The sequence below is a fragment of the Streptomyces sp. NPDC046203 genome, from assembly GCF_040646255.1.
Taxonomy (GTDB): Bacteria; Actinomycetota; Actinomycetes; order Streptomycetales; family Streptomycetaceae; genus Streptomyces.
Genome location: NZ_JBEYZX010000005.1, coordinates 115,935 through 141,881 on the forward strand (window position 1 = coordinate 115,935; position 25,947 = coordinate 141,881).

The 25,947-nt window shown below is 72.6% G+C and carries 25 protein-coding genes; 10 read left to right on the forward strand and 15 right to left on the reverse strand.

Annotated features, from left to right (window positions below; translation table 11 throughout):
- The first annotated feature begins 5 nt into the window (after positions 1-5).
- Positions 6-959: a LysR family transcriptional regulator gene (locus ABZ990_RS06165; protein ID WP_361226031.1), complete on the forward strand. Its 954-nt coding sequence runs from the start codon at positions 6-8 to the stop codon at positions 957-959.
- 64 nt (positions 960-1,023) lie between these two features.
- Here the strand turns inward: ABZ990_RS06165 and ABZ990_RS06170 are convergent, their stop codons facing one another.
- Positions 1,024-1,824 (reverse strand): alpha/beta hydrolase, encoded by an 801-nt coding sequence (locus tag ABZ990_RS06170; RefSeq protein WP_361226034.1) that lies wholly within the window; start codon positions 1,822-1,824, stop codon positions 1,024-1,026.
- 47 nt (positions 1,825-1,871) lie between these two features.
- Entirely contained in the window at positions 1,872-2,708 is an 837-nt protein-coding gene (locus tag ABZ990_RS06175; RefSeq protein ID WP_361226037.1) for a GNAT family N-acetyltransferase, read from the reverse strand.
- A 516-nt stretch (positions 2,709-3,224) separates the two neighbouring features.
- Here ABZ990_RS06175 and ABZ990_RS06180 point away from each other — a divergent pair.
- Both ABZ990_RS06180 and ABZ990_RS06185 read left to right on the forward strand, forming a co-directional pair.
- Positions 3,225-4,379 carry an adenosine deaminase gene (locus tag ABZ990_RS06180; protein ID WP_361226040.1) on the forward strand — a complete coding sequence of 385 codons (1,155 nt, stop codon included), beginning with the start codon at positions 3,225-3,227 and terminating at the stop codon, positions 4,377-4,379.
- A 161-nt stretch (positions 4,380-4,540) separates the two neighbouring features.
- Entirely contained in the window at positions 4,541-4,957 is a 417-nt protein-coding gene (locus ABZ990_RS06185) for a hypothetical protein (RefSeq protein WP_361226043.1), read from the forward strand.
- Between the two features lie 159 nt (positions 4,958-5,116).
- Here the strand turns inward: ABZ990_RS06185 and ABZ990_RS06190 are convergent, their stop codons facing one another.
- The 5 genes from ABZ990_RS06190 to afsQ1 form a co-directional block, all read right to left on the reverse strand.
- Positions 5,117-5,317: a PspC domain-containing protein gene (locus tag ABZ990_RS06190; protein ID WP_361226046.1), complete on the reverse strand. Its 201-nt coding sequence runs from the start codon at positions 5,315-5,317 to the stop codon at positions 5,117-5,119.
- Between the two features lie 90 nt (positions 5,318-5,407).
- On the reverse strand, positions 5,408-6,112 hold the full coding sequence (locus tag ABZ990_RS06195) for a VanZ family protein (protein ID WP_361226049.1): 705 nt from the start codon (positions 6,110-6,112) through the stop codon (positions 5,408-5,410).
- Positions 6,113-6,328: 216 nt separating this feature from the next.
- The gene (locus tag ABZ990_RS06200; RefSeq protein ID WP_361226052.1) at positions 6,329-7,021 is read right to left on the reverse strand and encodes a hypothetical protein; all 693 of its coding nucleotides are present in this window, start codon (positions 7,019-7,021) and stop codon (positions 6,329-6,331) included.
- Positions 7,018-8,763 carry an ATP-binding protein gene (locus ABZ990_RS06205; RefSeq protein ID WP_361226055.1) on the reverse strand — a complete coding sequence of 582 codons (1,746 nt, stop codon included), beginning with the start codon at positions 8,761-8,763 and terminating at the stop codon, positions 7,018-7,020. Before ABZ990_RS06205 ends, ABZ990_RS06200 begins: the two co-directional genes overlap by 4 nt.
- Entirely contained in the window at positions 8,760-9,437 is a 678-nt protein-coding gene (afsQ1, locus tag ABZ990_RS06210; RefSeq protein ID WP_359880978.1) for a two-component system response regulator AfsQ1, read from the reverse strand. Before afsQ1 ends, ABZ990_RS06205 begins: the two co-directional genes overlap by 4 nt.
- 190 nt (positions 9,438-9,627) lie before the next feature.
- Between afsQ1 and ABZ990_RS06215 the strand changes: the two genes are divergently transcribed.
- Positions 9,628-10,365 carry a SigE family RNA polymerase sigma factor gene (locus ABZ990_RS06215; protein ID WP_361226058.1) on the forward strand — a complete coding sequence of 246 codons (738 nt, stop codon included), beginning with the start codon at positions 9,628-9,630 and terminating at the stop codon, positions 10,363-10,365.
- 280 nt (positions 10,366-10,645) lie between these two features.
- On the opposite strand, the gene ABZ990_RS06220 is transcribed toward ABZ990_RS06215, so the two are convergent.
- Positions 10,646-11,341, reverse strand: coding sequence for a uridine kinase (locus ABZ990_RS06220; protein ID WP_361226060.1), 696 nt, complete (start codon positions 11,339-11,341; stop codon positions 10,646-10,648).
- A gap of 59 nt (positions 11,342-11,400) precedes the next feature.
- On the opposite strand from ABZ990_RS06220, the gene ABZ990_RS06225 reads away from it, so the two are divergent.
- Positions 11,401-11,820, forward strand: a complete 420-nt coding sequence (locus ABZ990_RS06225) for a hypothetical protein (protein ID WP_361226063.1) — start codon at positions 11,401-11,403, stop codon at positions 11,818-11,820.
- Between the two features lie 19 nt (positions 11,821-11,839).
- On the opposite strand, the gene ABZ990_RS06230 is transcribed toward ABZ990_RS06225, so the two are convergent.
- Complete coding sequence (locus ABZ990_RS06230; RefSeq protein WP_361226065.1) at positions 11,840-12,382, reverse strand: hypothetical protein; 543 nt, start codon at positions 12,380-12,382, stop codon at positions 11,840-11,842.
- A 175-nt stretch (positions 12,383-12,557) separates the two neighbouring features.
- On the opposite strand from ABZ990_RS06230, the gene ABZ990_RS06235 reads away from it, so the two are divergent.
- Positions 12,558-13,772: a histidine kinase gene (locus ABZ990_RS06235; protein ID WP_361226068.1), complete on the forward strand. Its 1,215-nt coding sequence runs from the start codon at positions 12,558-12,560 to the stop codon at positions 13,770-13,772.
- A 50-nt stretch (positions 13,773-13,822) separates the two neighbouring features.
- A complete protein-coding gene (locus tag ABZ990_RS06240) occupies positions 13,823-14,482 on the forward strand; it encodes a response regulator transcription factor (protein ID WP_361226391.1) in 660 nt (219 codons plus the stop codon).
- Between the two features lie 142 nt (positions 14,483-14,624).
- Here the strand turns inward: ABZ990_RS06240 and ABZ990_RS06245 are convergent, their stop codons facing one another.
- The 3 genes from ABZ990_RS06245 to deoC are packed head-to-tail and all read right to left on the reverse strand — an operon-like array spanning position 14,625 to position 17,965.
- Positions 14,625-15,515 carry an aldehyde dehydrogenase family protein gene (locus ABZ990_RS06245; protein ID WP_361226071.1) on the reverse strand — a complete coding sequence of 297 codons (891 nt, stop codon included), beginning with the start codon at positions 15,513-15,515 and terminating at the stop codon, positions 14,625-14,627.
- A complete protein-coding gene (locus tag ABZ990_RS06250; protein ID WP_361226074.1) occupies positions 15,505-17,001 on the reverse strand; it encodes an aldehyde dehydrogenase family protein in 1,497 nt (498 codons plus the stop codon). The genes ABZ990_RS06245 and ABZ990_RS06250 overlap by 11 nt, the downstream gene beginning before the upstream one ends.
- Before the next feature lie 4 nt (positions 17,002-17,005).
- Entirely contained in the window at positions 17,006-17,965 is a 960-nt protein-coding gene (gene deoC, locus ABZ990_RS06255; protein ID WP_361226077.1) for a deoxyribose-phosphate aldolase, read from the reverse strand.
- 237 nt (positions 17,966-18,202) lie between these two features.
- Between deoC and ABZ990_RS06260 the strand changes: the two genes are divergently transcribed.
- Positions 18,203-18,847: a PH domain-containing protein gene (locus ABZ990_RS06260; RefSeq protein WP_361226080.1), complete on the forward strand. Its 645-nt coding sequence runs from the start codon at positions 18,203-18,205 to the stop codon at positions 18,845-18,847.
- Positions 18,848-19,104: 257 nt separating this feature from the next.
- On the opposite strand, the gene ABZ990_RS06265 is transcribed toward ABZ990_RS06260, so the two are convergent.
- The 3 genes from ABZ990_RS06265 to ABZ990_RS06275 all read right to left on the reverse strand — a co-directional run bounded on the left by ABZ990_RS06265 (position 19,105) and on the right by ABZ990_RS06275 (position 22,618).
- Complete coding sequence (locus tag ABZ990_RS06265; protein ID WP_361226083.1) at positions 19,105-20,757, reverse strand: phospho-sugar mutase; 1,653 nt, start codon at positions 20,755-20,757, stop codon at positions 19,105-19,107.
- A gap of 323 nt (positions 20,758-21,080) precedes the next feature.
- Positions 21,081-21,884, reverse strand: a complete 804-nt coding sequence (locus ABZ990_RS06270) for a purine-nucleoside phosphorylase (RefSeq protein WP_361226086.1) — start codon at positions 21,882-21,884, stop codon at positions 21,081-21,083.
- A gap of 296 nt (positions 21,885-22,180) precedes the next feature.
- Positions 22,181-22,618: a gamma-glutamylcyclotransferase gene (locus ABZ990_RS06275; RefSeq protein WP_361226089.1), complete on the reverse strand. Its 438-nt coding sequence runs from the start codon at positions 22,616-22,618 to the stop codon at positions 22,181-22,183.
- A gap of 374 nt (positions 22,619-22,992) precedes the next feature.
- On the opposite strand from ABZ990_RS06275, the gene ABZ990_RS06280 reads away from it, so the two are divergent.
- Positions 22,993-24,432 (forward strand): NAD(P)H-quinone dehydrogenase, encoded by a 1,440-nt coding sequence (locus tag ABZ990_RS06280; RefSeq protein WP_361226092.1) that lies wholly within the window; start codon positions 22,993-22,995, stop codon positions 24,430-24,432.
- 198 nt (positions 24,433-24,630) lie between these two features.
- Complete coding sequence (locus ABZ990_RS06285) at positions 24,631-25,668, forward strand: DeoR/GlpR family DNA-binding transcription regulator (RefSeq protein WP_361226095.1); 1,038 nt, start codon at positions 24,631-24,633, stop codon at positions 25,666-25,668.
- Positions 25,669-25,947 lie beyond the last annotated feature (279 nt).

A 25,947-nucleotide genomic window follows, 5' to 3' on the forward strand; every position in this document is an offset into this window, starting at 1 on the left:
TTCCTATGGTGCATGAGTACAGGTCACAGCCTCGTCTGTCATCGAACAGTAACGAAGAAGACATGGGACTGCTGCTTGCGCCGCGCCTCGCGTACTTCGCCGCCGTCGCCCGCCACGAGCACGTCACCCGGGCCGCCGCCGAGATGGGCGTCCCCCAGTCCACGCTCTCGCGGGCCATGGTCCGGCTTGAGGAGGACCTCGGCGTCACCCTCTTCGCCCGCCGCGGCCGTACGGTCGCGCTCACCCCGGCCGGTCGCCGCTTCCTCGGCGGCGCCGAACGCGCCCTCGCCGAGGTGGAGCGTGCCGCGGGCACCGTACGCGACGACGCCGACCCCACCGCCGGCCGGGTCGCCTTCGGCTTCCTGCACACCATGGGCTCCGAGACGGTGCCCGCCCTCATCCGCGCCTTCCGGGTCGACCACCCCGGCATCCGCTTCACCCTGGTCCAGAACTACGGCGAGGCCATGCTCGAACGGCTCCGGGCCGGCGAGCTGGACCTCTGCCTGACCTCGCCCGTCCCCGACGCCCCCGACCTCGTCGGCCGCCGTCTCGACGAGCAGCGGCTGCGGCTCGTCGTCCCCGAGGACCACCGGCTCGCCGGCCGCAAGCGCATCCGGCTCGCCGAGGCCGCCGACGAGTTCTTCGTGACCCTCGAACCCGGCTACGGGCTGCGCCGCATCACCGACGACCTGTGCGCCCGGGCGGGCTTCACCCCGCGCGTCGCCTTCGAGGGCGAGGAGGCCGAGACGCTGCGCGGACTCGTCGCCGCGGGTCTCGGCGTCGCGCTCCTGCCGCCCCCGGCGGTGGCGCGCCCCGGTGTCGTCGAACTCGGGGTCACCTCGCCGCGCGCCGCCCGCGAGATCGGCGTCGCCTGGCTCGACGGGCACCCGGACACCCCGCCGGTCGCCGCCTTCAAGAAGTTCCTGCTGAGCAAGCGGGGGAACCTGCTGCCGGAGTGACCGGCGCGCGGTGGAGTGACGGCGGGGCTGTGGCAGGGCGCGGGAGTGGCGTCAGGGGTTGACGTCAGCGGGCCGCGCCCGATCCGCCCGGACGGCGCAGGGAACGGCCGAAACCCGCCGCCAGCGGCATCCGCAGCCCCAGCGGCGGCGGCGCCGCCAGCGCGTCCGTCAGCGGTCGGCTGCGCGCGTGCCCGAACAGCGACGACAGGACGAAGTCGACGGCCAGCGCGTGGACTTCCGCGTGGTACTGGCGCAGGGCGTGGCCGTCCGCGTGCACCTCGAAGCGACAGGTGTCCCGGTTGGTCTTCTTCGCCCGCTCGGCGAACCGGAACGACAGCTCCGGATCCGTCCGGGCATCCCGCGTCCCGTGCACCAGGAGCACCCGCCGCCCCACCAGCTGCCGCACAGGCTCCGGCTCCGCAGCCCGGTCCTCCTCCGGCAGCCACGGCGCGAGGGCCAGCACCGCCGACACCGCGTCGTGCCCGCCCGCCCGCAGCGCCGCCCGCGCGCCCATGCCCCGGCCGGCCAGGCACACCGGGACGTCGCCGTACCGCCGTACCACCTCGGACACCGCCCATGCGGCGTCCGCCGCGAGCTGCGCGTCCGAACCGTTCCAGCCCCGGCCCCGGTAGCGGACCACATGCGCGACCAGACCGTCCGCCCGTCCCTCGCGCGCGAGCCGCCGCGCCAGCGGCAGCGCACCCGCGTGCGCCCGCGCGGACGGCCGCCGCCCCGACGCGGCCTCCCCGTCCGGCAGCAGCAGAACCACCCCGCCGGCCCCGGTGACGGGTTGCGTCGCGCCGACGGCCCGGCCGAGCCGGGGAGTCCGGGTGCCGGCCGTTCCCACGAGTGCGTTGTGCGCCATGACGGAACATTCTCAGAAGCGGAGGTGTACGTGACCCGTACGCGCGATCACTGTTGCGTATCGTCCGCTGGTGTTCGCCCGTCGAACACCTGTTTTCGGACGGGGAATTGCCCCGCCTCCGTCTGCAAGAGTTCGAAGCAGGTGATCTCCCCGATCGACTCGAAACCGCGTCGCGCGTACCACTCGATCGGCCAGTCGTCCTTCAACGCGGTCAGGAAAACGGTCGGACAGCCCTCGGCCGCCGCGATCCGCAGCGCCGTGTCCAGGACCACGCCCGCGTGCCCCTGCTTGAGATACGGCACCGCCGTGACCAGATCCTCGATCTGTGCGATACCCGACGCCGGATCCAGATACAGATCCGCCCACGACGCGACCTGACCGAACGCGTCGTGCGAGGCCAGGAACCGCACGTCGTCCGCGCCCCGCGGCCGGACCGCCCGGCGCTCCACCAGATCGCGGATCACCTCGTCCGAGGCGTTCGGCAGGAAATGACGCCAGGTCTCCGCCATCGGCTCGCGCAACGCCGGCAGCCCGACCTCTCGGGCTCCACCCTCGGCCGGGACGGGGCCGTGGTGGCGCATCACGGCCACGGTCGAACGGGTGTAACCGGCCTCCAGCAGCGGACCCGCGCAGGCGGCGGCGGTCGTGGCGTCCGGAATGGAGACGATGCGGAACGGGAGGTGGGACATCGCCTCGTCGACGAAGGCGGGGAGAGCGGTCGGGTCGGGGGAGGGGGTGCCGGTGACCAGGACGAGGTTGTTGCCGTGGGAGTGGCGGAAGGTGTCGTCGAGGGCGGCGAAGGCGCCGGGGAGGTCGAGGACGCGTTCGGCTTGGCGGCGGGTGAAGGTGGCGAGGAAGGCGTGGGCGCGTTGGAGGTCGGTCATGGGGGGAGGCTAGGCGCGGGGCGCGGGGGTGCGCTGGGGGTTTTGCGGGCGGGGCGCTGCGCTGAGCTGTGGGGGTGGCGCGGGTGCGGGGGCGCGGTCGGGGTTGCGGGGTGGTGCGCTGGGGGGTGTGGGTGGGTGCGCGTGGGCCGGTCCGGGGGTCGTGTTCTGCACTGCATGATTTACGGCGCGGAACCCTCGCTTGTGCGTGAGGCGTCCTCTTTCCGCGCCACAAATCACGCTTTACGTTTCGAACACGACCCCCTTCCCGGCCCCCCGCTCCCGTCCGCGTCGTGGCGCACCGCCCCGCACCCCTCCCGCTTGGGTGAGGGGAGGGGGTGCGCCCAGTGGGTGGGAGGGAGGTGGGTGGGTGGTGCAGGGGGTGGGCCGCCTCGGGGGAGAGGGAGAAGAAGGGATTGGGGGGCGGCTGTTGGGCCCCGGTACGGGTGCGGTGGGGGCGTACCGACTCTTTACGTGGCACGCCGGGTGTTCTACGCGCGTAGGCGCTACAGTGCGGAAATGACGAGCCAGATCCCCACCACACCCACCGCGGGCCAGATCCGCCGTGCCCCGAAGGTTCTGCTGCACGACCACCTCGACGGCGGGCTGCGGCCCGGCACCATCGTCGAGCTCGCCCGCGCGCAGGGCTACGACGCCCTCCCCGAGACCGACCCCGACAAGCTCGGCGTCTGGTTCCGGGAAGCCGCCGACTCCGGGTCGCTGGAGCGGTATCTGGAGACCTTCGCGCACACCTGCGCCGTCATGCAGACCCGTGAGGCGCTGATCCGGGTCGCCGCCGAGTGCGCGGTCGACCTGGCCGAGGACGGGGTCGTCTACGCCGAGGTCCGCTACGCCCCCGAGCAGCACCTGGAAGGCGGGCTGACGCTCGAAGAGGTCGTCGAGGCCGTCAACGAGGGCTTCCGGGAGGGGGAGCGGCAGGCGCGGGAGCTGGGGTACCGGATCCGGGTCGGGGCGCTGCTGACCGCGATGCGGCACGCCGCCCGCGCGCTGGAGATCGCCGAGCTGGCCAATAGCTACCGGGACGCGGGCGTCGTCGGCTTCGACATCGCGGGCGCCGAGGCCGGCTACCCGCCCACCCGCCACCTGGACGCCTTCGAGTACCTGAAGCGGGAGAACAACCACTTCACCATCCATGCCGGCGAGGCATTCGGCCTGCCGTCCATCTGGCAGGCGCTCCAGTGGTGCGGCGCCGACCGGCTCGGGCACGGCGTGCGGATCATCGACGACATCGAGGTCGCCGACGACGGCTCGGTCACCCTCGGCCGGCTCGCCGCGTACGTCCGCGACAAGCGGATCCCGCTGGAGCTGTGCCCCACCTCCAACCTCCAGACCGGGGCCGCCGCCTCGTACGCCGAGCACCCGATCGGGCTGCTGCGCACGCTCCACTTCCGGGCCACCGTCAACACCGATAATCGGTTGATGAGCGGCACCAGCATGAGCCGGGAATTCGAATTCCTGGTCGATGCCTTCGGGTACACGCTCGACGACATGCAGTGGTTCACTGTCAATGCGATGAAATCAGCGTTCATTCCTTTCGATGAACGACTGGGCATGATCAACGATGTCATCAAGCCCGGATATGCCGAGCTGAAGTCCGAATGGCTGTTCCAGCAGACCGCTGTCACCAGCGACTCTTCTCGCGGCAACGGCTGATCAAGGGGCAAGGGGCGGGAATCGATGCGGTCGGGCGAGCCACGCCCGGCCGCATTTCGGTGTTTGCGGGGCGGGCGTTCGATGGTTACGTTTCATAGCCACTCGCTTTTCCCGTGCATTCCCCGCTCCGCGATTCCCGAGATTACCGAGGAAGTTTTCTGATGAAGCAGTCCGCCGCCAAGAAGCTGGGTGTCGCCGTTCTGGGTGCCGCTTTCGCCGCCACCGCCGCCGGTACGGCCTCGGCCGCCCCGGTCCCGCAGCCGGCCACCCCGGACCCGCTGGCCCTGGCGTCCAAGCTCATCCCGGGCGGTCAGAGCCTGGCCCAGGCCCCGCAGCAGGCCACCCAGGCCCTCGGTCAGGCCCCGCAGCAGGCCACCGAGGCCCTCGGCCAGGGCACGAAGACCCTGCCCGGCGCGCTCGGCCAGCAGAACCTCCAGGGCGAGGTCGGCAAGCAGACGTCGAGCCTGCCGCTGGATGGCGTCAAGTCCGGTCTCGGCAAGACCCCGCTGGGCTCGGTCGGCGGTCTCCTCGGCGGTCTGCCGCTCAAGGGCCTGCCCCTCGGCGGCCTCCCGCTCTGATCCCCCGCGCGCATCCGATTCCCCGCGCGCTCCGAGATCCCGCGCGTGCTCTGAATCCCGCGCACCCCGCACGCACGAAGGGCGCCCGTCCGGTCTGACCGGACGGGCGTCCTTCTCATGGCGGGGGTGCGCCGATGGCGGGGTTCGCGAGGGGTCGGGTTACCAGGCCGAGCTCGACGTCTTCTCCTCGGGCAGCAGCACCCACAGCGCCAGGTAGAGCAGGAACTGCGGGCCCGGCAGCAGACACGAGACGAGGAAGATCAGTCGCATCGTGTTCGAGGAGATGCCGAAGCGCCGGGCCAGACCCGCGCACACTCCAGCGATCACGCGTCCGTCGCGGGGGCGGGCAAGTGTGGCCATGGTGGGCTCCTTCGTTCGGTTCCGGAGGATCGGGATGTCCGCTCTCGGATGACTCCATCCTGCCGCCCGGGGGCCGTGCGAAGCGTCGCTCTACGGGGCGATCCCGACCCTGGGAATCGTCGGGGTCGGGCCCTGAGGGGACCCGGGGCGCCCGCCCCGGGAGGAGGACGCGCCCCCGGGGTGCGCCACGGAGCGTGCGACGGTGTGTGTACGGGACGCCGGACCGGACGAGGTACGGGACCCCGGACCGTACGGCCTGCCGGGCCTGCCGGGCCTGTTCGGACGGCCCCGGGGTCCTGTGTGTGCCTCCGGGGCGGATACGCGGCGCAGCCGGGCCCGGCCGGCCGGGACCACGAGGACGTGCGCGAGCGCGACGCCCGCCGTGTTCAGGAAGACCGAGTCCACGTCCACGACCTGGCCCGGAACCGCGGTCTGGAGCAGTTCGACGGCCATGGACACCAGCGCCCCGGCCGCCGTCGTACGGGCCAGCGACGCCCACGGCGAGACCCGCAGCCGCCCGTCGGCCATCGGCAGCAGCACCCCGAGCGGGGCCATGAGCAACAGTCCGTCGCCGATCCGGCGCGCCGCCTCGGCGGGGCCGAGCGCCAGGTCGGCGCGCAGTCCGGCCAGGGGGGTCAGATTCGGCGCGGTCACCCAGGCCACGTCCCGCGGCCTCAGCGCCACCCAGGCGACGATTCCCAGATGCGCGAGGAGGAGCACGAACCCCGCCACACGTACGACCGGGGCGGTCTTGCCGCCCGCATTGCCTGCATTGCCCGAACCTTGACGCTGCACGCACCCCAAGACGCGCCCCTTGGCCGAATCGGTTCCGCACAAGGTTCCGCAGGACCGTTTCGGGGGAGAGGTCACCCCCGCCTCCGGCCCCCTCCCCGGTCCCTCCGGGGTAACCCTGAGACGCCTCTCAGGGTTGCCCCCAGGACCCCTGGGGTCCCCTCACTGGCCGGGGCCCATGGTCGGAAACCTCATGGCCGGGAAGCCCGGCCCACGTCCTCAGGGGCGCGACGACGGCACCGGGGACTCCGGTCGTTCCCTCAGCTGTTCCGTACAGCGGTAGCGGCGCGGCTCGTACGGGCCAGGACCGCCCAGCACCACCGTGTCGCCGCCCGCCCCCGCCGCGCTCTCCGCGAAGGTGCACACGAGCTGCGCGAGCGCCGCCGCCGGCAGGTCCTCGGGCTGACGGCTCAGCCGCAGCGTGGCCGCCGGGTCGCCCCGGCGCGGGCCGCTCACCGTCAGCGTCCCCTGGGCGGCCGACGAGAAGCCCGCCTGCCGCTCGCCCTCCGACGGCTCGGACGTCAGCTGGGCGAGCAGCGCCGCGGCCGTACGGACCGGGTCGTCACTCGCCTTCTCCTCGGGCAGCGACGAACCGCGCTCCACCCGCTCAAGCTGGGCCCCGCACAGCAGGTACACCCGCAACGGCACCCCGCGCGGCCCGGGCGCGACCCCCTCGGACCGCGTCCCACCGGCACCGGTGTCCGATCCCGCACCCGCGCTCCCGCCCTCGGTCAGCGTTCCGCTTTCCGTCGTCCCGCCGGCCGCCGCCTCGCACGGCACCCGTGAGGGCGCCGCGCCCGCGTCCACCGGGATGGATGTCGTCCGGATCCCGCAGCCCGCGAGCAGGGTGGCGGCGGCCAGGGCTATGAGCCCGCTCGCCGCGCCCCGTCGTCCCGTACGGCGACGCCTCAACTCTCCTCCACCTCGCCCTGGCCACCGCGCCCGGCCCGCAGTTCCCGCGCGACTCCCGAAGCGTCCCGGGGCAGCCGCAGGACGAACACCGCGCCGTCCACCCGTCCGTCCGCGTCCGTCGAGTTGGACGCGGTGATCGAGCCGCCGTGGATCAGCGCGTTCTCCATGGCGATCGACAGACCGAGACCGCTGCCGTCCGACCTCGGCCGCGACGCGCTCGCCTTGTAGAAGCGGTCGAAGACATGCGGCAGCACCTCCTCGGGGATGCCGGGCCCGTGGTCGCGCACCGCGATCACCAGGTCCTCGCACTCCCGGAAGTCCGGCCCGGAGTCCTCGTCCACCTCGTCGTCGGGCCCGTCGTGCCGACCGTTCCCGTCGTGCCGGCCGTGGCCGTCGCGTCGACCGTGCCCGTCGCGTCCCTCGTAACCCTCATATCCGTCGTGCCCGTCCGTCCGGTCGGCGCGCTCGGCCCGCTCGGCCCGCTCGGCGCGCAGCTCGGCGCACTCCGGCCGTTCGGAGTGCTCCGTCCGTACCGACACCCGCACCGGCGAGCCGCCGTGCTTCAGCGCGTTGCCGATCAGGTTGGCCAGGATCACGTCGAGCCGGCGCGGGTCGAGCCGGGACACGATCCCGCGCTCCGCGTCCAGGTCGACCGCGTCCAGCCAGGCCCGCGCGTCGATGCAGGCGGTGATCTGGTCGGCGATGTCCACGTCGTCGAGGACCAGCCGGGCGGTGCCCGCGTCGAAGCGGGTCACCTCCATCAGGTTCTCGACCAGGTCGTTCAGCCGGCGCGTCTCGCTGACCACCAGCGCCACGGCCGGTTCGATCATCGGGTCGAGCGTGTCCTGCTCGTCCTCCAGGACCTCGGTGACGGCCGTCAGCGCGGTCAGCGGGGTGCGCAGCTCGTGCGACATGTCGGCGACGAAGCGGCGGCTGGCCTCCTCGCGCGCGCTCATGTCCGCGACCCGTTTCTGCAACGACTCGGCGGCGCTGTTGAACGTACGCGACAGATCGGCGAGTTCGTCGGTGCCGGAGACCCGCAGCCGGGTGTCCAGCTTGCCCTCGCCGAGCCTGCGGGCGGCCTCGCCGAGCCGGTGCACCGGCCGCAGCACCGTGGTCGCCGCGACCTGCGCGAGCAGCACCGAACCGATCACGGCGAGACCGGTGGCGATGCCGAGCGACCAGGACAGCGAGTTGAGATCGGCCTTCTCCGCGGCGAGCGACTTGAACATGTAGCCCGTCGGCCCGCCGCCGTCGATCTTCGTGCCGCCGACCAGGTACGGCGTCGAACCGCGCTGGGTGCGCTGCCAGAAGAGGTGGTACGGGAACGCGTTGGCGTCCGTCACCGCCCGCTTGGTCCGCACCGCCGTGCGCAGCGACTGCGGTACGTCCGCCAGCGTGAACTGGTCCGGGTCGGAGGCCCCCACGATCGGCTTGCCCGCGTCCCGCTCGCCGACGAGCAGCACGCTGTAACCGGCCGTCCCGCTCGCCATCTGCTCGGCGGTGCGCCGCAGTTCCTCCTGGGTGGGCCGCAGCGGCAGGGTCGCCGCCCGGTTCTGCATCTCCTGCCGGAAGCCGTTGAGGGCCGCGTCCTGGGTGCGCTTGAGGACGGCCTCGCGATTGAGCCAGTACGCGATGCCCGACGCCGACACGGCCGCGGTGAGCGCGACCAGCGCGAAGACGACGACGAGCCGCAGCCGCAGGCTGGTGAAACGGAGCACCGACACGATCCCCTTGCTCACGCAGGGACGTCCAGCCGGTAGCCGACACCCCGGACCGTACGGATCAGGGTCGGCGACGACGGTACGTCCTCGACCTTGGCCCGCAGCCGCTGGACGCACGCGTCGACGAGCCGCGAGTCGCCCAGGTAGTCGTGTTCCCACACCAGCCGCAGCAGCTGCTGGCGCGACAGCGCCTGCCCCGGTCGGCGGCTCAGCTCCAGGAGCAGCCGCAGCTCGGTCGGCGTGAGCTGGAGGTCCTCGCCGTTCTTGGTGACCGTCATCGCCGAGCGGTCGATCACCAGCGAGCCGAAGGTGGCGGAGTCGGTGGACTCGCGCTCCCCGCGCCGCAGCACCGCGCGGATCCGGGCGTCGAGCACCCGGCCCTGCACGGGCTTGACCACATAGTCGTCGGCACCCGACTCCAGACCCACGACGACATCGATGTCGTCGCTGCGGGCCGTGAGCAGGATGATCGGCAACTGGTCCGTGCGCCGGATCCGGCGGCACACCTCGAACCCGTCGATACCGGGCAGCATCACATCCAGCACGACCAGATCGGGCCGCTGCTCCTTCAGCAGCTGCAGGCCGTCCTCACCCGTCGCCGCGGTGGCCACACGGTGGCCCTGGCGGGACAGGGAGAGTTCGAGCGCCGTGCGGATGGCGTCGTCGTCCTCGATCAGCAACAGGAAAGGCACGGACTCATTCTGTCGCATGCGGCCGTCGGAGTTCGACCGTCCGGTCATCACGGGGTACGGACGACACCCGGATCCAGGGCGCCCTGTGACACGTCTGTGACAGTCGGGGGACACCTCCATGAAGTCGGCCGGGCAGGCTGTTCGACATCGAGACGGACCGAAACGAACTCCACACGACGGGGGGCGCGAGATGAACACCCTGCACGGCAGCAGCTCGAGCGCGGTGGCCACGCGTCTGCACGACGTCGCGCGGAGCACGGAGAAGTCCGGCGGTGTGAACGGGCGGGGGTGCGTTCGCGGCGTCGGACGTCAGCGCAAGGCGCCTTACATGGTCGCCGTCGCTGACGGGGGAGCGGTGTACGGGGAGGCCACGGGGGAGCGTTCCGCCCGGGCGAAGGCGGAGGCCGCCGAGGCGGCCTTCACGGCCTACGTCCAGGAACGCCGGGCCTCCCTGTACGCCACCGCCTACCACCTGACCGGTGACCGGTTCGAGGCCGAGGACCTGCTCCAGAGCGCGCTGTTCTCCACGTACCGCGCCTGGGACCGGATCAGCGACAAGGCCGCGGTCGGCGGCTATCTGCGCCGGACGATGACCAATCTCCACATCAGCGCGTGGCGCCGGCGCAAGCTCAACGAGTATCCGACCGAGGAGCTGCCGGAGACGGTCGGCGAGACGGACGCGATGCGCGGCACCGAGCTGCGCGCCGTCCTCTGGCAGGCCCTGGCCCGGCTGCCCGAGCTGCAGCGCACGATGCTGGTGCTGCGGTACTACGAGGGCCGCACCGATCCGGAGATCGCGGACATCCTCGACATCAGTGTCGGCACGGTGAAGTCGAGCATCTGGCGGTCGCTGCGGCGGCTGCGCGAGGACGAGGTGCTCAGCTTCGGACGTGACGAGCAGGAGTCCTTCGGCGAGCTGGTCGCCTGAAGGACGTACGGGGGAAAGTAACGGGGGAAGTACGGGGGAAACGCAGGAAAACGGGTGCCGCGCGCGAGCGCGGGACACGGGGGAGCACAACGGCGAGGGCCGGACAGGCGGGGGACCTGTCCGGCCCTTCGTCGTGTGTCGTGCCGAGGTGTCCTGGCTGGTGGCCGGTGGCCCGTGGCCCGTGGCCCGTGGCCCGTGGCCGGTGGCCGGGTGCGGCGTCGTGGGGACGCCGCACCCGGGGCGGGACACGGTGCGCGGTTACCGGGCCCCGCTACTGGGGCTACTGAGGTGCCGGTACGCGGCAGCGGCCCGCGGCGGCTGCGGCGAGCCGGCCCAGGGCCTCGTCCGGACCGCACGGGTGGGCGCCGAGCGCGGACTGACGGGCGACGATGGCCCGCTCGGCCCGCATCAGTCGCCAGCCGCGGCGCAGCAGGAACGGCACCGACTTGCGGCCCTCGCGCAGATCGCGCGCCAGCCGGCGGCGGAAGGTCGTCGACGGACGGCCGCGCAGACACAGCGCGTCGGCCAGGACGCCGGCTTCCCGGCAGCGGTCCACGATGTCGGCGGCGAAGATGCCCTCCGCCACGAACAGCGCGGTGCGGCCGATGTCCAGCGACTCGTGGTCGACCCGGGAGCTGGTGGAGATGTCGTACACGGGCACGTCGGTCCGGCCCGTACGGCACAGCGCCTCGATCGCGGCGACGGCGGCGTCCGCGTCCCAGGAGGCGGGGGAGTCCCAGTCGATGTCCGAACTGCCCCCGACCAGCGGGAGCGTGGGATCGTCGCCCTCTTTGTAGAAGTCGTCGAGGCGCAGGACGGGCAGCCCGGTGCGGGCGGCGAGGGACGACTTGCCGGAGCCGGAGGGACCCGTCAGCAGAACGACCCGGGTCGGTATCGGTTGGGAACTCACGGGACACCAGTGTGAAGCATTCCCCCGTGCAGGGGACCCCCGAGGCCACCCGTTGGTATCGAGCATCACACCTCCACTACTGTCGGTGCCCGCTCGACCACTCTTCGGATCCTGGAAGGACCCCCATGGCGCGTCACGCAGCCCCCCGGACCTCTCGCCGCAGTGCCCTGCTGAAGGCCGGACTGACCGTCACGGCGGCCGGCGCGGCCGTGTTCGGCGCGGGCGCCGCCGCACAGGCCGCCCCGGCCGCCCCCGCCGACGGGGGGATGGCCGGTGTGGGCCAGACGCTCGACACGCTGACCGGTGGCGCCGGCGGTACCGGCGCCTCCCTGGCGGGCGCGGGCAAGGGCCTGGCCTCGGTGACCAACCTCCAGCTCGACCCGCTGGCCAACACCGGTGTCGACCCGCTCGACAACGGACTCGGCACCCAGGTCGCCGACTTCCAGCCGGTCGGCACCCAGTTGGTCACCGACCACCTCACGCGGGGCGGCGCGATCGCCGACCTGCCGCTGGCGGGGCCGCTGACGCAGTCGCTGCTGGCGTAAGGCGCCCGAGGGTCTGTGATCAGGCTCCGGGCGCTCCGGATATCCCGGACGCCTCCCGGGCGGCGCACCCCGCGCCGGGAGGCGTCCGGTTTTCGCGTTCCGGTGCGGGTGCGGGTGCGGGTGCGGGTGCGGGTGCGGGTGCTGGCGCGGGGCGGGCGGCGAGCCACCCGCACAGGGCCGCGAGCGGGAGTTCGGCGGCCACGGCCATGGCGGCGGCGACGGCCCGTTCCGGTCCGGGGGCGGCGGTGGCGAGGTCGACGCAGGCGTCGGCGAGCAGAAGGAGCGCCGCGGCGGCCGCGGGGGCGCGGTGACGGGGGTCGAAGCGCGACAGCAGGCTTCCGGCGGAGAACAGCGCGGCGGCCTCCAGGGCGTCGAGGGCGATCCAGGCGGCGGCCTCGGCGGGCGGCAGGGTGCCGGCGAGGTAGCCGGTCCAGGGCAGCAGGGCGAGGGCCGCGCCCATGAGGAGACGGCCCTGCCAACGGTGGCCGAGGCCGGGCCGGGACGTGTCGGTGGTGGCACGACCCGGCCTGACGGGAAGGACGTTGAAGGTGGCGATGGTCATCCGGCGGTTCCTTCCGGTGCCGTGAACCCGGCCGTCGGGCTCGTGTTCCACCCTCCGGTCCGCCGCGCGCCAAGTCGGTAACGCGGCTGTCCGACTTGGGGTGGCACTGGCACCACCCCCGGGGCGGACGGTGACTTCATGGCGGACCGCGCCGACCGGCATCTACGGTGAGGCCATGAAGATCCCGCCCCGGGCGCGGCGCGCACTCACCCGTCTGACGCGCGACGTGTCCTTCCTCGCGCTCGGGGCACCGCTCCATCTGTTCATGGGATTCCAGCTGCTCATGGAGTTCGGTCTCGGGCGGGACATCATCGAGGGCGACGACAGCGACGGACCGGTGGCGCTGGGGTTCATGCTGCTGCTGACGACGGCCTGCGTGCCGTTGCTGACGGCTGCTCAGATGTGGCGCTTCCGGCGGCTGCTGGGGATCGGCATCCGGCGCCCCGGGTGGCGGCGGCTGTGGCGCCAGTTCGGATACCACGGCCCGGCCGGGACGCTGTTCGGCTGGCTCGAACTGCTCGTGGTGGGGCTGCTGTCGGCCGGGGCGGCCGCCTTCCTCGCCCCGGTGTGGATCTACGCGCTGCCCGAGCGGTGGCAGGTCGCCGGCCTCGGCTCCACCGCGCAGGGGGTCTGTCTCTTTGTGGCGGGGCTGATCGTTCTGGCCGCTGCCCCGGTCGCGGCCGCTGCCCTCGTACGCCTGGAGGTGCGGGTGGCTCCCGGGCTGCTCGGCCGGGACGCGGAGGAGGACCTGGTACGGCGGGTCGTCGACCTCACCGAGAGCCGGGCCGGGGCGGTGGACGCCGCGGACGCCGAACGGCGGCGTATCGAGCGGGACTTGCACGACGGCGCGCAGCAGCGGCTGGTGTCGCTGGCGCTGAATCTCGGGCTGGCCAGGGCCACGCTGAAGGATCTGCCGCCCCAGGCGCGCGAGGTGATCGACGCCGCGCACCGGGAGGCCAAAGAGGCGATCGAGGAGCTGAACAGTCTGGTGCGCGGACTGCACCCCGCCGTCCTCGACGAACTCGGCCTGGACGCCGCCCTGTCCGGACTCGCGGCCCGCGCGCCGCTGCCCGTACGGCTGAGGGTGGACCTGTCGCGGCGGCCCGCGCCGGCGGTGGAGGCGGTCGCCTACTTCGTGGTGTCCGAGGCGCTGACCAACGTCGCCAAGCACGCGCGGGAGGCGACCCGGGCGGAGGTGACCGTGGCCCTGCTGGGCGGGATACTGCGGGTGGTGATCGCGGACGACGGACTGGGCGGGGCCGATGCCGTCAGGGGAAGCGGCCTGAGGGGACTCGCCCAGCGCGTGCGGTCGGTCGACGGCACCTTCCGGATGAGCAGTCCCGTGGGAGGACCGACCATGATGAACGTGGAGCTGCCGTGCCAGAACTGACAAGTGCCGCCGCTGGTAGGGGACATGAGGATCCACGAGTGCGGCGGGCGGTGATCGCCGAGGACTCCGTGCTGCTGCGGATGGGCCTGGTCAAGGTGGTGGAGATGGCCGGCTTCCAGGTGGCCGCCGAGGTGGGCGACGCCGAGGGGCTGCTCGCCGCCGTCGAGGAGCACCGGCCCGAACTGGCCCTGGTGGACGTTCGGATGCCGCCGGGCTTCACCGACGAGGGAGTGCGGGCCGCGCTGTCGATCCGCCGCGGCCGGCCGTCGACCGCCGTGCTGTTGCTCTCCCAGTACGTGGAGGAGCGCTACGCGGCCGATCTGCTCGCCTCCAACACCAGTGGCGTGGGCTATCTGCTCAAGCAACGGGTCGCGGACGTCGAGGAGTTCATCGAGGCGCTGCGACGGGTGGCGGACGGCGGCACCGCGCTCGATCCGCAGGTCGTGGCCCAGCTCCTGGTGCGGCGGGCGAGTGATCCGCTGGACCGGCTGACGGCCCGCGAGCGGGAGGTGCTCGCCCTCATGGCCGAGGGACGCTCCAACGCGGGGATCGCGGCCCGTCTCGTGGTGAGCGAGAGCGCGGTCGCCAAGCACATCAACAACATCCTGGCCAAGCTCGACCTGCCGAAGGCGGACGCCGACCACCGCCGGGTCCTGGCGGTGCTGCGCTTCCTCGGGGTGGGCGACCCCGGTCCGGCCCGGGCGTACTGACCCGGTGACCGGGTACGGGTCGGGCGTACGGACCCGGTCACCGGGTGCGCGTCGGGCGTACGGACGCGGTCACCGGGTACGCGTCGGGCGTACGGACGCGGTGGCCGTTCCGGCCATCCCCGTCCGTATGCCCGGTGTTCCGTCAGTAGGCGGAGCCGCTCGCGCCCAGCGAACCCGTCGGGTGCCAGACGGTCTTCGTCTCCAGGAACGCGGTCATGCGGTCCGTGCCCGGGGAGACGGTGAAGTCCTCCTCGGCGCGCGGGCGCAGGACGCGCTTCAGGTTGCCCGCCGCGGCGACCTGAAGTTCGCGGGCCAGCTCGGCGTCCGCGCCCGTCAGGTCGAGGGCGTTGACGTCGAGGTGGGCGGCCAGGTGCGGGCCCATCTCGGACGCCTTGCCGGACAGGATGTTGACCACGCCGCCCGGCAGGTCGGAGGTGGCCAGCACCTCGCCCAGCGAGAGCGCGGGCAGCGGGGCCCGCTCGGAGGCGACGACGACGGCCGTGTTGCCGGTCGCGATGACCGGGGCGATCACCGAGACGAGGCCGAGGAAGGACGACTCCTGCGGGGCCAGGACGGCGACGACACCGGTCGGCTCCGGCGTCGACAGGTTGAAGAACGGACCCGCCACCGGGTTCGCGCCGCCGACGACCTGGGCGATCTTGTCGGTCCAGCCCGCGTACCAGACCCAGCGGTCCACGGCCGCGTCGACGACCGAGGCGGCCTTCGACTTCGACAGGCCCTCGGCCTCGGCGACCTCGCGGACGAACTGCTCGCGGCGGCCCTCCAGCATCTCGGCGACGCGGTAGAGGATCTGGCCGCGGTTGTACGCGGTCGCGCCCGCCCAGCCGCCGAACGCCTTGCGCGCGGCGACGACGGCGTCACGGGCGTCCTTGCGGGACGACAGCGGCGCGTTGGCGAGCCAGCCGCCCTTCGAGTCGGTCACCTCGTACACCCGGCCGCTCTCCGAACGCGGGAACTTCCCGCCCACGTACAGCTTGTAGGTCTTGAAGACGCTCAGACGGTTATCGGACATCGAGGTACGCCTCCAGGCCGTGGCGACCGCCCTCGCGGCCGAAGCCCGACTCCTTGTAACCGCCGAACGGCGAGGTCGGGTCGAACTTGTTGAACGTGTTGGCCCAGACGACGCCGGCCCGGAGCTTGTTCGCCACCGCGAGGATGCGGGAGCCCTTCTCCGTCCAGATGCCGGCGGACAGGCCGTACTGGCTGTTGTTGGCCTTGGCGACGGCCTCGTCGGGGGTACGGAAGGTCAGCACCGACAGGACCGGGCCGAAGATCTCGTCGCGGGCGATGGTGTGCGCCTGGGTGACGTGGGTGAACAGCGTCGGGGCGAACCAGTAGCCGGCCGAAGGGAGTTCGCACGCGGCGCTCCAGCGCTCGGCGCCCTCCGCCTCGCCCTGCTCGACGAGCCGGGTGATCCGGGCCAGCTGCTCCGCGGAGTTGATGGCGCCGATGTCGGTGTTCTTGTCGAGCGGGTCGCCCAGGCGCAGCGTGGAGAGCCGGCGCTTGAGCGCGTCGAGCAGCTCGTCGTGGATCGACTCCTGGACCAGCAGCCGCGAGCCCGCGCAGCAGACCTGGCCCTGGTTGAAGAAGATGCCGGTGACGATGCCCTCGACGGCCTGGTCGATCGGGGCGTCGTCGAAGACGATGTTGGCGCCCTTGCCGCCCAGTTCGAGGGTGAGCCGCTTGTCGGTGCCGGCGACCGTACGGGCGATCTGCTTGCCGACGGCGGTGGAGCCGGTGAAGGCGATCTTGTTCACGTCCGGGTGCGCGACGAGGGCGGCGCCCGCGTCCCCGTAACCCGGAAGGATGTTGACGACACCCTTCGGCAGCCCGGCCTGGCGGCAGATGTCCGCGAAGAACAGGGCGGAGAGCGGCGTGGTCTCGGCGGGCTTCAGGACGACGGTGTTGCCCGCCGCGAGCGCTGGGGCGATCTTCCACGCCAGCATGAGCAGCGGGAAGTTCCACGGGATGACCTGGCCGGCCACGCCGAGCGGGCGCGGGTCGGAGCCGAAGCCCGCGTGGTCGAGCTTGTCGGCCCAGCCGGCGTAGTAGAAGAAGTGCGCGGCGACCAGCGGCAGGTCGGCGTCGCGGGTCTCCTTGATCGGCTTGCCGTTGTCCAGGGTCTCCAGGACGGCCAGCTCACGGCTGCGCTCCTGGATGATCCGGGCGATCCGGAAGAGGTACTTGGCGCGCTCGGCGCCGGGCAGCGCCGACCACTTCTCGAACGCCTTGCGGGCGGCCTTCACGGCCCGGTCCACGTCCTCGGCGCCCGCCTGGGCGACCTCGGAGAGGACTTCCTCGGTGGACGGGGAGACGGTCTTGAAGACCTTGCCGTCGGCCGCGTCGGTGAACTCGCCGTCGATGAACAGGCCGTACGAGGGCGCGATGTCGACGACCGAGCGGGACTCGGGCGCGGGCGCGTACGCGAACGGGGACGGGGACGCCGGGGTCTGGGCCGGGGCCGCCGGAGCGGAAGCGGAAGCAGGGGAGGAGGTCATGTGATCAGTCCACCGTCACGTAATCGGGGCCGGAGTAGTGGCCGGTCGCCAGCTTCTGACGCTGCATCAGCAGGTCGTTGAGCAGGCTGGAGGCGCCGAAGCGGAACCAGTGGTTGTCCAGCCAGTCCGCGCCCGCGGTCTCGTTGACCAGGACGAGGAACTTGATCGCTTCCTTGGTGTTGCGGATGCCGCCGGCCGGCTTCACGCCGACCTGGATCCCGGTCTGCGCGCGGAAGTCGCGCACGGCCTCCAGCATCAGCAGCGTGTTGGCCGGGGTGGCGTTGACCGCGACCTTGCCGGTGGACGTCTTGATGAAGTCGGCGCCCGCGAGCATGCCGATCCAGGAGGCACGGCGGATGTTGTCGTACGTGGACAGCTCGCCGGTCTCGAAGATCACCTTGAGCCGGGCGGCGTCGCCGCACTCGGCCTTGACGGCGGCGATCTGCTCGAAGACCTCCAGGTAACGGCCGGCCAGGAAGGCGCCCCGGTCGATGACCATGTCGATCTCGTCGGCGCCGGCGGCGATGGCGTCCCGGGTGTCCGCGAGCTTCACCGGGAGGGCGGCACGGCCGGCCGGGAAGGCGGTGGCGACGGAGGCGACCTTGACGTCGGAGCCCGCGAGGGCGGCCTTGGCGGTGGCCACCATGTCGGGGTAGACGCAGACGGCGGCGGTCGTCGGGGACGTACGGTCGCTCGGATCGGGGTGGACGGCCTTGGCGGCGAGCGCCCGGACCTTGCCCGGGGTGTCCGCGCCTTCGAGCGTCGTCAGGTCGATCATCGAGATGGCCAGGTCGATGGCGTACGCCTTGGCCGTGGTCTTGATCGAACGGGTACCGAGAGCGGCGGCGCGCGCCTCCAGGCCGACGGCGTCGACGCCGGGCAGCCCGTGGAGGAAGCGGCGCAGCGTGCTGTCGGACGCGGTCACGTCGGCGAAAGCATGAGCTGCGGGTGCAGTGGTGGGCATGGTCACCACTTGAGCATATCTACGCGCGTAGTAGCGCGTACAGGGCCCCTCCGTCCCGGGGGTCGGGGCCGCTGTGACGGCAGGGGTGCGGCTGCCGGGGGGACAGGGCGAGGCCCCTTCGTCCGCCCGCCCGGTGGCCTTCCCGGGGACCTTCCCGGGCCGGGCCGCGGGGCTCGTGGCGTGAGGGGGGACACAGAGGCTGGGGCGGCGGGGGAGGGCTGAGGCAGAATCGGGCGCATGACGAGCCCGACGCCTTCCGCGCAGCCCCCCGAGTCCGACTACGCGGACCGCGCCTTCCGCTCGCCGCTGGGCATCGCGGGAGGGGTCTTCCTGGTGCTCCTCGCCGTGTTCTTCGGCGTGGACGTGATGCTGAACGGCCACGGCAACTCGCCGTGGATCGCGCTTGCCGGACTGATCCTCGTGATCCCGCTGATCATCGCCTTCACCATCCGCCCGGTCGTCCAGGCCGGCGAGGAGCGGCTGCGCGTCCGCAACCCCTTCCGTACCATCACCCTGCCGTGGGGCGAGATCGCCGACGTCCGGGCCGGCTACTCCAGCGAGGTGTTCACCCAGGCCGGCCGCAAGTACCAGCTGTGGGCCGTCCCCGTCTCGCTGCGCCAGCGCAAGCGGGCCGCGCGCCGGGCCGCCCGCGCCTCCCAGGACGACCCGCACGGCCGTACCTCGGTCAGCGCCAGCGTCACCGACCGCGACAGCCGCGTCGCCCCCGCCGACCAGACGATCGCCGACCTGCGCGAGATGGCCGAGCGGCTCGGCGGCCGGCCGGAGGCCCAGGGCGAGGTGCAGGTGCGCTGGGCGTACGAGGTGATCTCGCCCGCCGTGGTGGGCCTGGTCCTCTGGGTGATCCTCGCGGCGATGAGCTGACGGGAGCCGGTGAGCCGACGGAAGCCGGTGAGCTGACGGGCCGATCGCTCGGCGGACCGAGGTGGTCGATCGGCCGGGGTGGTTGATCAGCCAAGGTGGCCGATCGGCCGAGGTGGTGGGGTAGCCCGGTCCGGTGGGAGCAGCCCGGTCCGGCGGGGCCGCCGGTCCGGCGCGAACAGGACGTGAAACGGCCACAGGGCCCGTACGGGACGAACCGTACGGGCCCTGTGGCCGTTCACCGGGTTTTCCCCGGAAATTCAGAGCCCGGCGGCCTCGGCCAGGTCCCGCTTCAGCGCGGCCAGCAGCTCCGTCGCCGTCGCCCGTGCCGGGGCCAGCGCGGTCGCGTCCGCGACCGGCACCACGACCTCCAGGTAGCACTTGATCTTGGGCTCGGTGCCCGACGGACGCACGATCACCCGGGCCTTGTAGTCGCCCTCCAGGTGGTAGCGCAGCCCGTCCGTCGGCGGCAGCGACTCCGTCCCCTTCGCCAGGTCCTCCGCCGTCGCCACCGTCAGACCCGCCAGCCGGACCGGCGGCTTCTCGCGCAGCGCCGCCATCGCGTTCGCGATGATCCCCAGATCCCGCACCCGCACCGACAGCTGGTCCGTGGCGTGCAGCCCGTGCGCGACCGCCAGGTCGTCGAGCAGGTCCGTGAGCGTACGGCCCTGCTCCTTCAGCACCGACGCCAGCTCCGTGACCAGCAGCGCCGCCGTGATGCCGTCCTTGTCGCGGACGCCCTCCGGGTCGACGCAGTAGCCCAGCGCCTCCTCGTAGCCGTACCGCAGGCCCTCGACCCGCGCGATCCACTTGAAGCCGGTCAGCGTCTCCTCGTACCCGACCCCGGCCGCCTCCGCGATCCGCCCGAGCAGCGACGACGACACGATCGACTCCGCGAAGACACCCGACGCGCCCTTCGCCACCAGGTGCGCCGCGAGCAGCGCGCCCACCTCGTCGCCGCGCAGCATCCGCCAGCCGCCCTCGACGCCCGCGTCCGGCACCGCCACCGCACAGCGGTCCGCGTCCGGGTCGTTCGCGATCACCAGATCCGGGTCCACCGCCCGCGCCGCCTCGAACGCGAGGTCCATCGCACCCGGCTCCTCCGGGTTCGGGAACGCCACCGTCGGGAACGCCGGATCCGGCTCCGCCTGCTCGGCCACCAGCGCCGGCGGCTCGAAGCCCTGCCGCGCGAACGCCGCCGTCAGGGTCTCCTTGCCGACACCGTGCATCGCCGTGTACACGGTCCGCGCCGTGCGCGGCGAACCCGGCGTCAGCACCGCGTCCGTACGCTCCAGATACGTCGCCAGGACCTCGTCGCCCAGCGTCTCCCAGCCGCCGTCCGGCCGGGGCACGTCCGCCAGCGCCCGCACCGCGTCGATCTCCGCCGCGATCTCCGCGTCCGCCGGCGGCACGATCTGCGAGCCGTCGCCCAGGTACACCTTGTAGCCGTTGTCGCGCGGCGGATTGTGGCTCGCGGTCACCTCGACACCCGCGACCGCGCCCAGATGCCTTATCGCGAACGCCAGCACCGGCGTCGGCAGCGGCCGGGGCAGCACCGCCGCGCGCAGACCGGCGCCGATCATCACCGCGGCGGTGTCCCGGGCGAAGTCCGCCGACTTGTACCGGGCGTCGTAGCCGACGACCACCAGGCCGTCCGTCTGCCCCTTCGCCTTCAGGTACGCGGCGAGGCCGGCGGCGGCGCGGATCACGACGGCGCGGTTCATCCGCATCGGGCCCGCGCCCAGCTCGCCGCGGAGACCGGCGGTGCCGAACTGGAGCGTGCCGGCGAAACGGTCCGCCAGCTCGGCGTGGTCCCCGCTGTCGAGGAGCGCGGCCAGCTCGTCACGGGTCTCCGGGTCGGGGTCCTCGGCGAGCCACGCCTGGGCCCGGGCGAGGAGGTCGTCCTGCGTCACGGTGGTGAGCCTTTCGGGAATTGCGGGCGGGTGTCGGGTGTCGGGTGTCGCGTGGGGGCGTGGGGGCGTGGGGGCGTGGGGGCGGGGGTGCGGCGGTGCGGTGGCCGGGGAGGGGGCGCGTTCCGCACGGTGTGATGTACGGCGCGGTCGAACTTACTTTGCGCGTGAGGCGTTCTGGTTCCGCGCCACAGATCACGCTTCACCTTTCGCGCGCGATCCCCGCCCCGCCTGGGGGCTCCACTGACCGCGCCCCTGCTCCCTTACGGGATCAGGGGCGAGTGCCGTGCGGAAAATCCGGGACAGGACCCGGGTCGGACCCGGGATCAGATCCGGGACAGCACCTGGGTGAGGAGCTCGCCCATGCGGGTCGCCGAGTCGCGGCCCGCCTGGAGGACCTCCTCGTGGTTCAGCGGTTCGCCCGAGAGGCCCGCCGCCAGGTTGGTGACGAGGGAGATGCCGAGCACCTCGGCGCCCGCCTCGCGGGCCGCGATGGCCTCCAGGACGGTGGACATGCCGACCAGGTCGCCGCCCATGACGCGGACCATGTTGATCTCGGCCGGGGTCTCGTAGTGCGGCCCGGGGAACTGGACGTAGACGCCCTCTTCCAGGGTCGGGTCGATCTCCTTGCACAGCGCGCGCAGCGCCGGCGAGTACAGGTGGGTGAGGTCCACGAAGTTCGCGCCGACGATCGGGGAGGTGGCCGTCAGGTTGATGTGGTCGCTGATCAGGACCGGCTGGCCCGGGCGCATGCCCTCGCGCAGACCGCCGCAGCCGTTGGTGAGGACGACCGTCTCGCAGCCCGCGGCGACGGCGGTGCGCACGCCGTGCGCGACGGAGGCGACGCCCCGGCCCTCGTAGTAGTGGGTGCGGCCCAGGAAGACCAGGGCGCGCTTGTCGCCGATCTTGTAGGAGCGGACCTTGCCGCCGTGGCCCTCCACCGCCGGCGGCGGGAAGCCGGGCAGCTCGGTGACCGGGAACTCGGTCTCCGGCTCGCCGAGCACATCGGCGGCCGGCGCCCAGCCGGAGCCCATGACCAGGGCGACGTCGTGCTTCTCGACTCCGGTCAGCTCGCGAAGGCGCGCGGCCGCGGCGTCGGCGGCCTCGTACGGGGTGGCAGTTGCGTTCACTGGCTCTCTCGCCTCGGGGAGGGGGTCCGAGGGGAGCCCCGGACGGATTCGATACGCGCAGCAGCCTAGCCCGAGAAACCCTACGCGCGTAGATGACCGTCCTGGGAAGCCTCGGTCCTTGTGTCGTTGTTTCCGTCAAGAACCGGAAAAGTACCGTGATGCCGGGGTGTTCGGGGATATCGGGGATCGTCCCGATATGTGGAACATTCGTGCCCGGTCCGTCTGAGGCCGCACCCGGTCCGTCCGAAGCAGTGCCCGGCCCACCCGAGACCGTGCCCGCCCCGCCCCCGCCCCCCTCAGCAGGGGCGCTTGCGCAGCTCCATCACATAGTCGTGCGGCGCGCCCGCCGACTCCGCCGCGTCCGCGACCTCGCCCAGATAGCGGGCCGAGGGCAGCCCGCCCTCGTACGCGTTCAGCACGTACACCCAGGCCGACTCGTCGCCGTCCAGCGTGTGGACGCGCACCCGCATCCGCCGGTAGATGTCGAGGCCGACACCCTCCCAGCGGTCCATCGACTCCTCGTCCATCGGAGCGATGTCGTACAGCGCGACGAAGACCTGGGAGCGCGGCGCCTCCACGATCGTGGCGAGCGCCCCCTCCCAGCCCATCTGCTCCCCGCCGAAGGTCAGCCGCCAGCCGTTCAGCCAGCCGGTGCCGCGCAGCGGCGAGTGCGGTGCGCGGCGGCTCATCAGCCGCGCGTCGAGGTTGCCGGCGTAGGCGGCGTAGAGCGACATGGGATCGAGAGTACGGGAGGCCGCGCGGTCCGGGGCGAAGTCCGTGGTAGAGGAGGTACGACAGGGGCGCGCGAGATGCCGGGCGGGGCCCGGAAGGGGCCGAGGGAGGGCCGAAAGGCGGCCGGAGAAGAGCCGGGGGAGTGCCGGGGGAGTGCCGGAGACGGACCGGAGAAGCGCCGGGGAGGGGGTGCGGAGGCGCCGTGGAGCGGTCCCGTAGGAATCCGGATCGCCCCCGCCGAGTCGTTCGGCCGTGCGTACGGGACAATGGGCTACGCACTGAAGCGTGCACTTGAAGCGTGCGGGACAATGGCGTACGCACTGCAGCCCAGCGGGGTGACCCCCCGGCAGAACGAGAGCGCGAGGCGTAGATCCCAGTGACCCGGATCGTGATCATCGGCGGCGGACCCGGCGGATACGAGGCGGCCCTGGTGGGCGCCCAACTCGGCGCGGAGGTGACCGTCGTCGACTCCGACGGCCTCGGCGGCGCGTCCGTCCTGACCGACTGTGTCCCGTCCAAGACCCTCATCGCCACCGCCGAGGTGATGACCACCTTCGACTCCTCGTACGAGGAGCTGGGCATCATCGTCGCGGACGACACCCCGCCCCTGGAGCAGACCGCCCGGGTCGTCGGCGTGGACCTCGGCAAGGTGAACCGACGGGTGAAGCGCCTGGCGCTCGCCCAGTCGCACGACATCACCGCCTCCGTCACCCGCGCGGGTGCCCGGGTGCTGCGCGGTCGCGGCCGGCTGGCCGGGCGGCAGGCGGTCGACGGCTCCCGTCAGGTGATCGTCACGGCCGCGGACGGCACGGAGGAGACCCTGACCGCCGACGCCGTGCTGATCGCGACGGGCGGCCACCCGCGCGAGGTGCCGGACGCCAAGCCCGACGGCGAGCGGATCCTGAACTGGACCCAGGTCTACGACCTCAAGGAGCTCCCCGAGGAGCTCATCGTGGTCGGCTCCGGTGTCACCGGTGCCGAGTTCGCCGGCGCCTACCAGGCGCTGGGCTCCCGGGTCACCCTCGTCTCCTCCCGCGACCGGGTGCTCCCGGGCGAGGACCCGGACGCGGCGGCCGTCCTGGAGGACGTGTTCCGGCGCCGCGGCATGAACGTCATGGCCCGCTCGCGCGCCGAGTCCGCCAAGCGGGTCGGCGACCGGGTCGAGGTCACCCTGTCGGACGGCCGGGTCATCTCCGGCACCCACTGCCTCATGGCGGTCGGCGCCATCCCGAACAGCACCGGGATGGGCCTGGAGGAGGCCGGGGTCCGGCTGAAGGACTCCGGGCACATCTGGACCGACCGGGTCTCGCGCACCTCCGCCCCCGGCGTGTACGCGGCCGGCGACGTCACCGGCGTCTTCGCGCTCGCCTCGGTGGCGGCGATGCAGGGACGTATCGCCATGTACCACTTCCTCGGCGACGCGGTGACCCCGCTCAACCTCAAGACGGTCTCCTCCAACGTCTTCACCGACCCGGAGATCGCCACCGTCGGCTACACCCAGGCCGACGTGGACGCGGGCAAGATCGACGCCAAGGTCGTCAAGCTGCCGCTGCTGCGCAACCCCCGCGCGAAGATGCAGGGCATCCGGGACGGCTTCGTGAAGATCTTCTGCCGCCCCGGCACCGAGATCGTCGTCGGCGGTGTGGTCGTGGCCCCGCGCGCCAGCGAGCTGATCCACCCGATCTCGATCGCGGTCGACAACAATCTGACGGTCGAGCAGATCGCAAATGCTTTCACTGTGTACCCCTCCCTGTCGGGCTCGATCGCGGAAGTGGCACGGCAGTTGCAGACCCGAAAGGCGGCCGGCGAGGCGTAGCCCCGCCATCGGCCCGCCCCCGCCCGGCTCTTGCCTGCGGGAACGGTTCACCGACCCGGACAACCCCCGGCAAGCCGGGGCATAGGACGAAGCACGGCGGGGCCCCTCATAGCACAGAGGGGTCCCGCTTGTGTGTATCTTCCGCAATTCGGTGCATAGAGCTGAAAAAACGGTGACGCGCACGTTACTGTCAGTTTCGTGTTCGCTGCAGAACGTCGCCAATTGATCCTCGAAATGGTGCGCGCCAACGGAGCCGTGTCGCTCCGTGAGCTCGCCCGCGTCGTCCAGACCTCAGAAGTGACCGTACGGCGAGACGTGCGGGCCCTTGAGGCAGAAGGACTCCTCGACCGCCGGCACGGTGGTGCGGTGCTCCCGGGTGGTTTCACGAGAGAATCGGGCTTCCCACAGAAGTCCCATCTCGCGACCGCCGAGAAGACCGCCATCGCCGATGTCGCCGCGACCCTCGTGGACGAGGGCGAGGCGATCGTCGTCGGCGCCGGTACCACCACCCAGGAGCTGGCCCGCCGGCTCGCCCGCGTGCCCGGTCTCACCGTCGTCACCAACTCGCTGCTCGTCGCCCAGGCCCTCGCCCACGCCAACCGGGTGGAGGTCGTCATGACCGGCGGCACCCTGCGCGGTTCCAACTACGCGCTGGTGGGCAGCGGGGCCGAGCAGTCCCTCCAGGGGCTGCGGGTCTCCCGGGCCTTCCTCTCCGGCAGTGGACTGACCGCCGAACGCGGCCTGTCCACCTCCAACATGCTCTCCGCGAGCGTGGACCGGGCCCTGGTGCAGGCCGCCGCCGAGGTGGTGGTCCTCGCCGACCACACCAAGCTCGGCGCCGACACCATGTTCCAGACCGTGCCGGCGGACGTCATCACCCGGCTCGTCACCGACGAACCGCCCGCCCACGACGAACGGGCCGCCACCGAACTCCAGGCCCTCGCCGACCAGGGCGTGCAGATCACCGTGGCCGGAGCCTCGGGGCACCCGGGCGAGTCGCACTCCCCGGCCGGCCGGCCGCGCCGGGACGTGCCGCTGCCCGGCCAGCGCGCCGCCCGGCTGCCGGGCGCGGGCGGGCCGTACCGCGGCGGGCCCGGCGGCCCGGGCGGTCACGGTGGTCTCGGCGGGCCGGGCGGCCCCGGGGGCCATGGGGGCCCCCTCGGTCCGTCCGGCCTCGGGGGCGACCTGCTCGGCGCGGAGCGGGCGATGCGGGTCGCGGACCTGCGCCGCCGGTGAATGCCAGGTCGAGTGCCGTGGTTGGTCGGGTGGTTGTGTAGGACACGGTGAGGGGATCGCGAACGGGGATCCCGATACATACGGAAGTGCGCGTGTACGGCCGCTGCCAACGCGGCCGTTGCGTACGGCGGGCGGGTGTGCCTGTGCGGACGCGAGGGGTGCTTCCCGTGTGCGGCCGGGTGCGGGGGCCGGACGTCGCGCGCGGGGGCGTACGTAGGAGTCCGCGCGTCCGTGGTCCGTAGCCCGTATGCCCGGACTGCGTACGCCCGAAGTCCGCGC

What these genes read in the sequence shown, in the direction of transcription:
- ABZ990_RS06180 (WP_361226040.1), top strand. Translation starts at nt 3,225, where the DNA reads ATGACGAGCCAGATCCCCACCACACCCACCGCGGGCCAGATCCGCCGT.
- ABZ990_RS06275 (WP_361226089.1), bottom strand. Translation starts at nt 22,618, where the DNA reads ATGTCGCTCTACGCCGCCTACGCCGGCAACCTCGACGCGCGGCTGATG.
- deoC (WP_361226077.1), bottom strand. Translation starts at nt 17,965, where the DNA reads ATGCCCACCACTGCACCCGCAGCTCATGCTTTCGCCGACGTGACCGCG.
- ABZ990_RS06190 (WP_361226046.1), bottom strand. Translation starts at nt 5,317, where the DNA reads ATGGCCACACTTGCCCGCCCCCGCGACGGACGCGTGATCGCTGGAGTG.
- ABZ990_RS06220 (WP_361226060.1), bottom strand. Translation starts at nt 11,341, where the DNA reads ATGCTCGATACCAACGGGTGGCCTCGGGGGTCCCCTGCACGGGGGAAT.
- ABZ990_RS06165 (WP_361226031.1), top strand. Translation starts at nt 6, where the DNA reads ATGGTGCATGAGTACAGGTCACAGCCTCGTCTGTCATCGAACAGTAAC.
- ABZ990_RS06235 (WP_361226068.1), top strand. Translation starts at nt 12,558, where the DNA reads ATGAAGATCCCGCCCCGGGCGCGGCGCGCACTCACCCGTCTGACGCGC.
- ABZ990_RS06260 (WP_361226080.1), top strand. Translation starts at nt 18,203, where the DNA reads ATGACGAGCCCGACGCCTTCCGCGCAGCCCCCCGAGTCCGACTACGCG.
- ABZ990_RS06215 (WP_361226058.1), top strand. Translation starts at nt 9,628, where the DNA reads ATGAACACCCTGCACGGCAGCAGCTCGAGCGCGGTGGCCACGCGTCTG.
- ABZ990_RS06170 (WP_361226034.1), bottom strand. Translation starts at nt 1,824, where the DNA reads ATGGCGCACAACGCACTCGTGGGAACGGCCGGCACCCGGACTCCCCGG.
- ABZ990_RS06230 (WP_361226065.1), bottom strand. Translation starts at nt 12,382, where the DNA reads ATGACCATCGCCACCTTCAACGTCCTTCCCGTCAGGCCGGGTCGTGCC.
- ABZ990_RS06175 (WP_361226037.1), bottom strand. Translation starts at nt 2,708, where the DNA reads ATGACCGACCTCCAACGCGCCCACGCCTTCCTCGCCACCTTCACCCGC.
- ABZ990_RS06185 (WP_361226043.1), top strand. Translation starts at nt 4,541, where the DNA reads ATGAAGCAGTCCGCCGCCAAGAAGCTGGGTGTCGCCGTTCTGGGTGCC.
- ABZ990_RS06250 (WP_361226074.1), bottom strand. Translation starts at nt 17,001, where the DNA reads ATGACCTCCTCCCCTGCTTCCGCTTCCGCTCCGGCGGCCCCGGCCCAG.
- ABZ990_RS06225 (WP_361226063.1), top strand. Translation starts at nt 11,401, where the DNA reads ATGGCGCGTCACGCAGCCCCCCGGACCTCTCGCCGCAGTGCCCTGCTG.
- ABZ990_RS06245 (WP_361226071.1), bottom strand. Translation starts at nt 15,515, where the DNA reads ATGTCCGATAACCGTCTGAGCGTCTTCAAGACCTACAAGCTGTACGTG.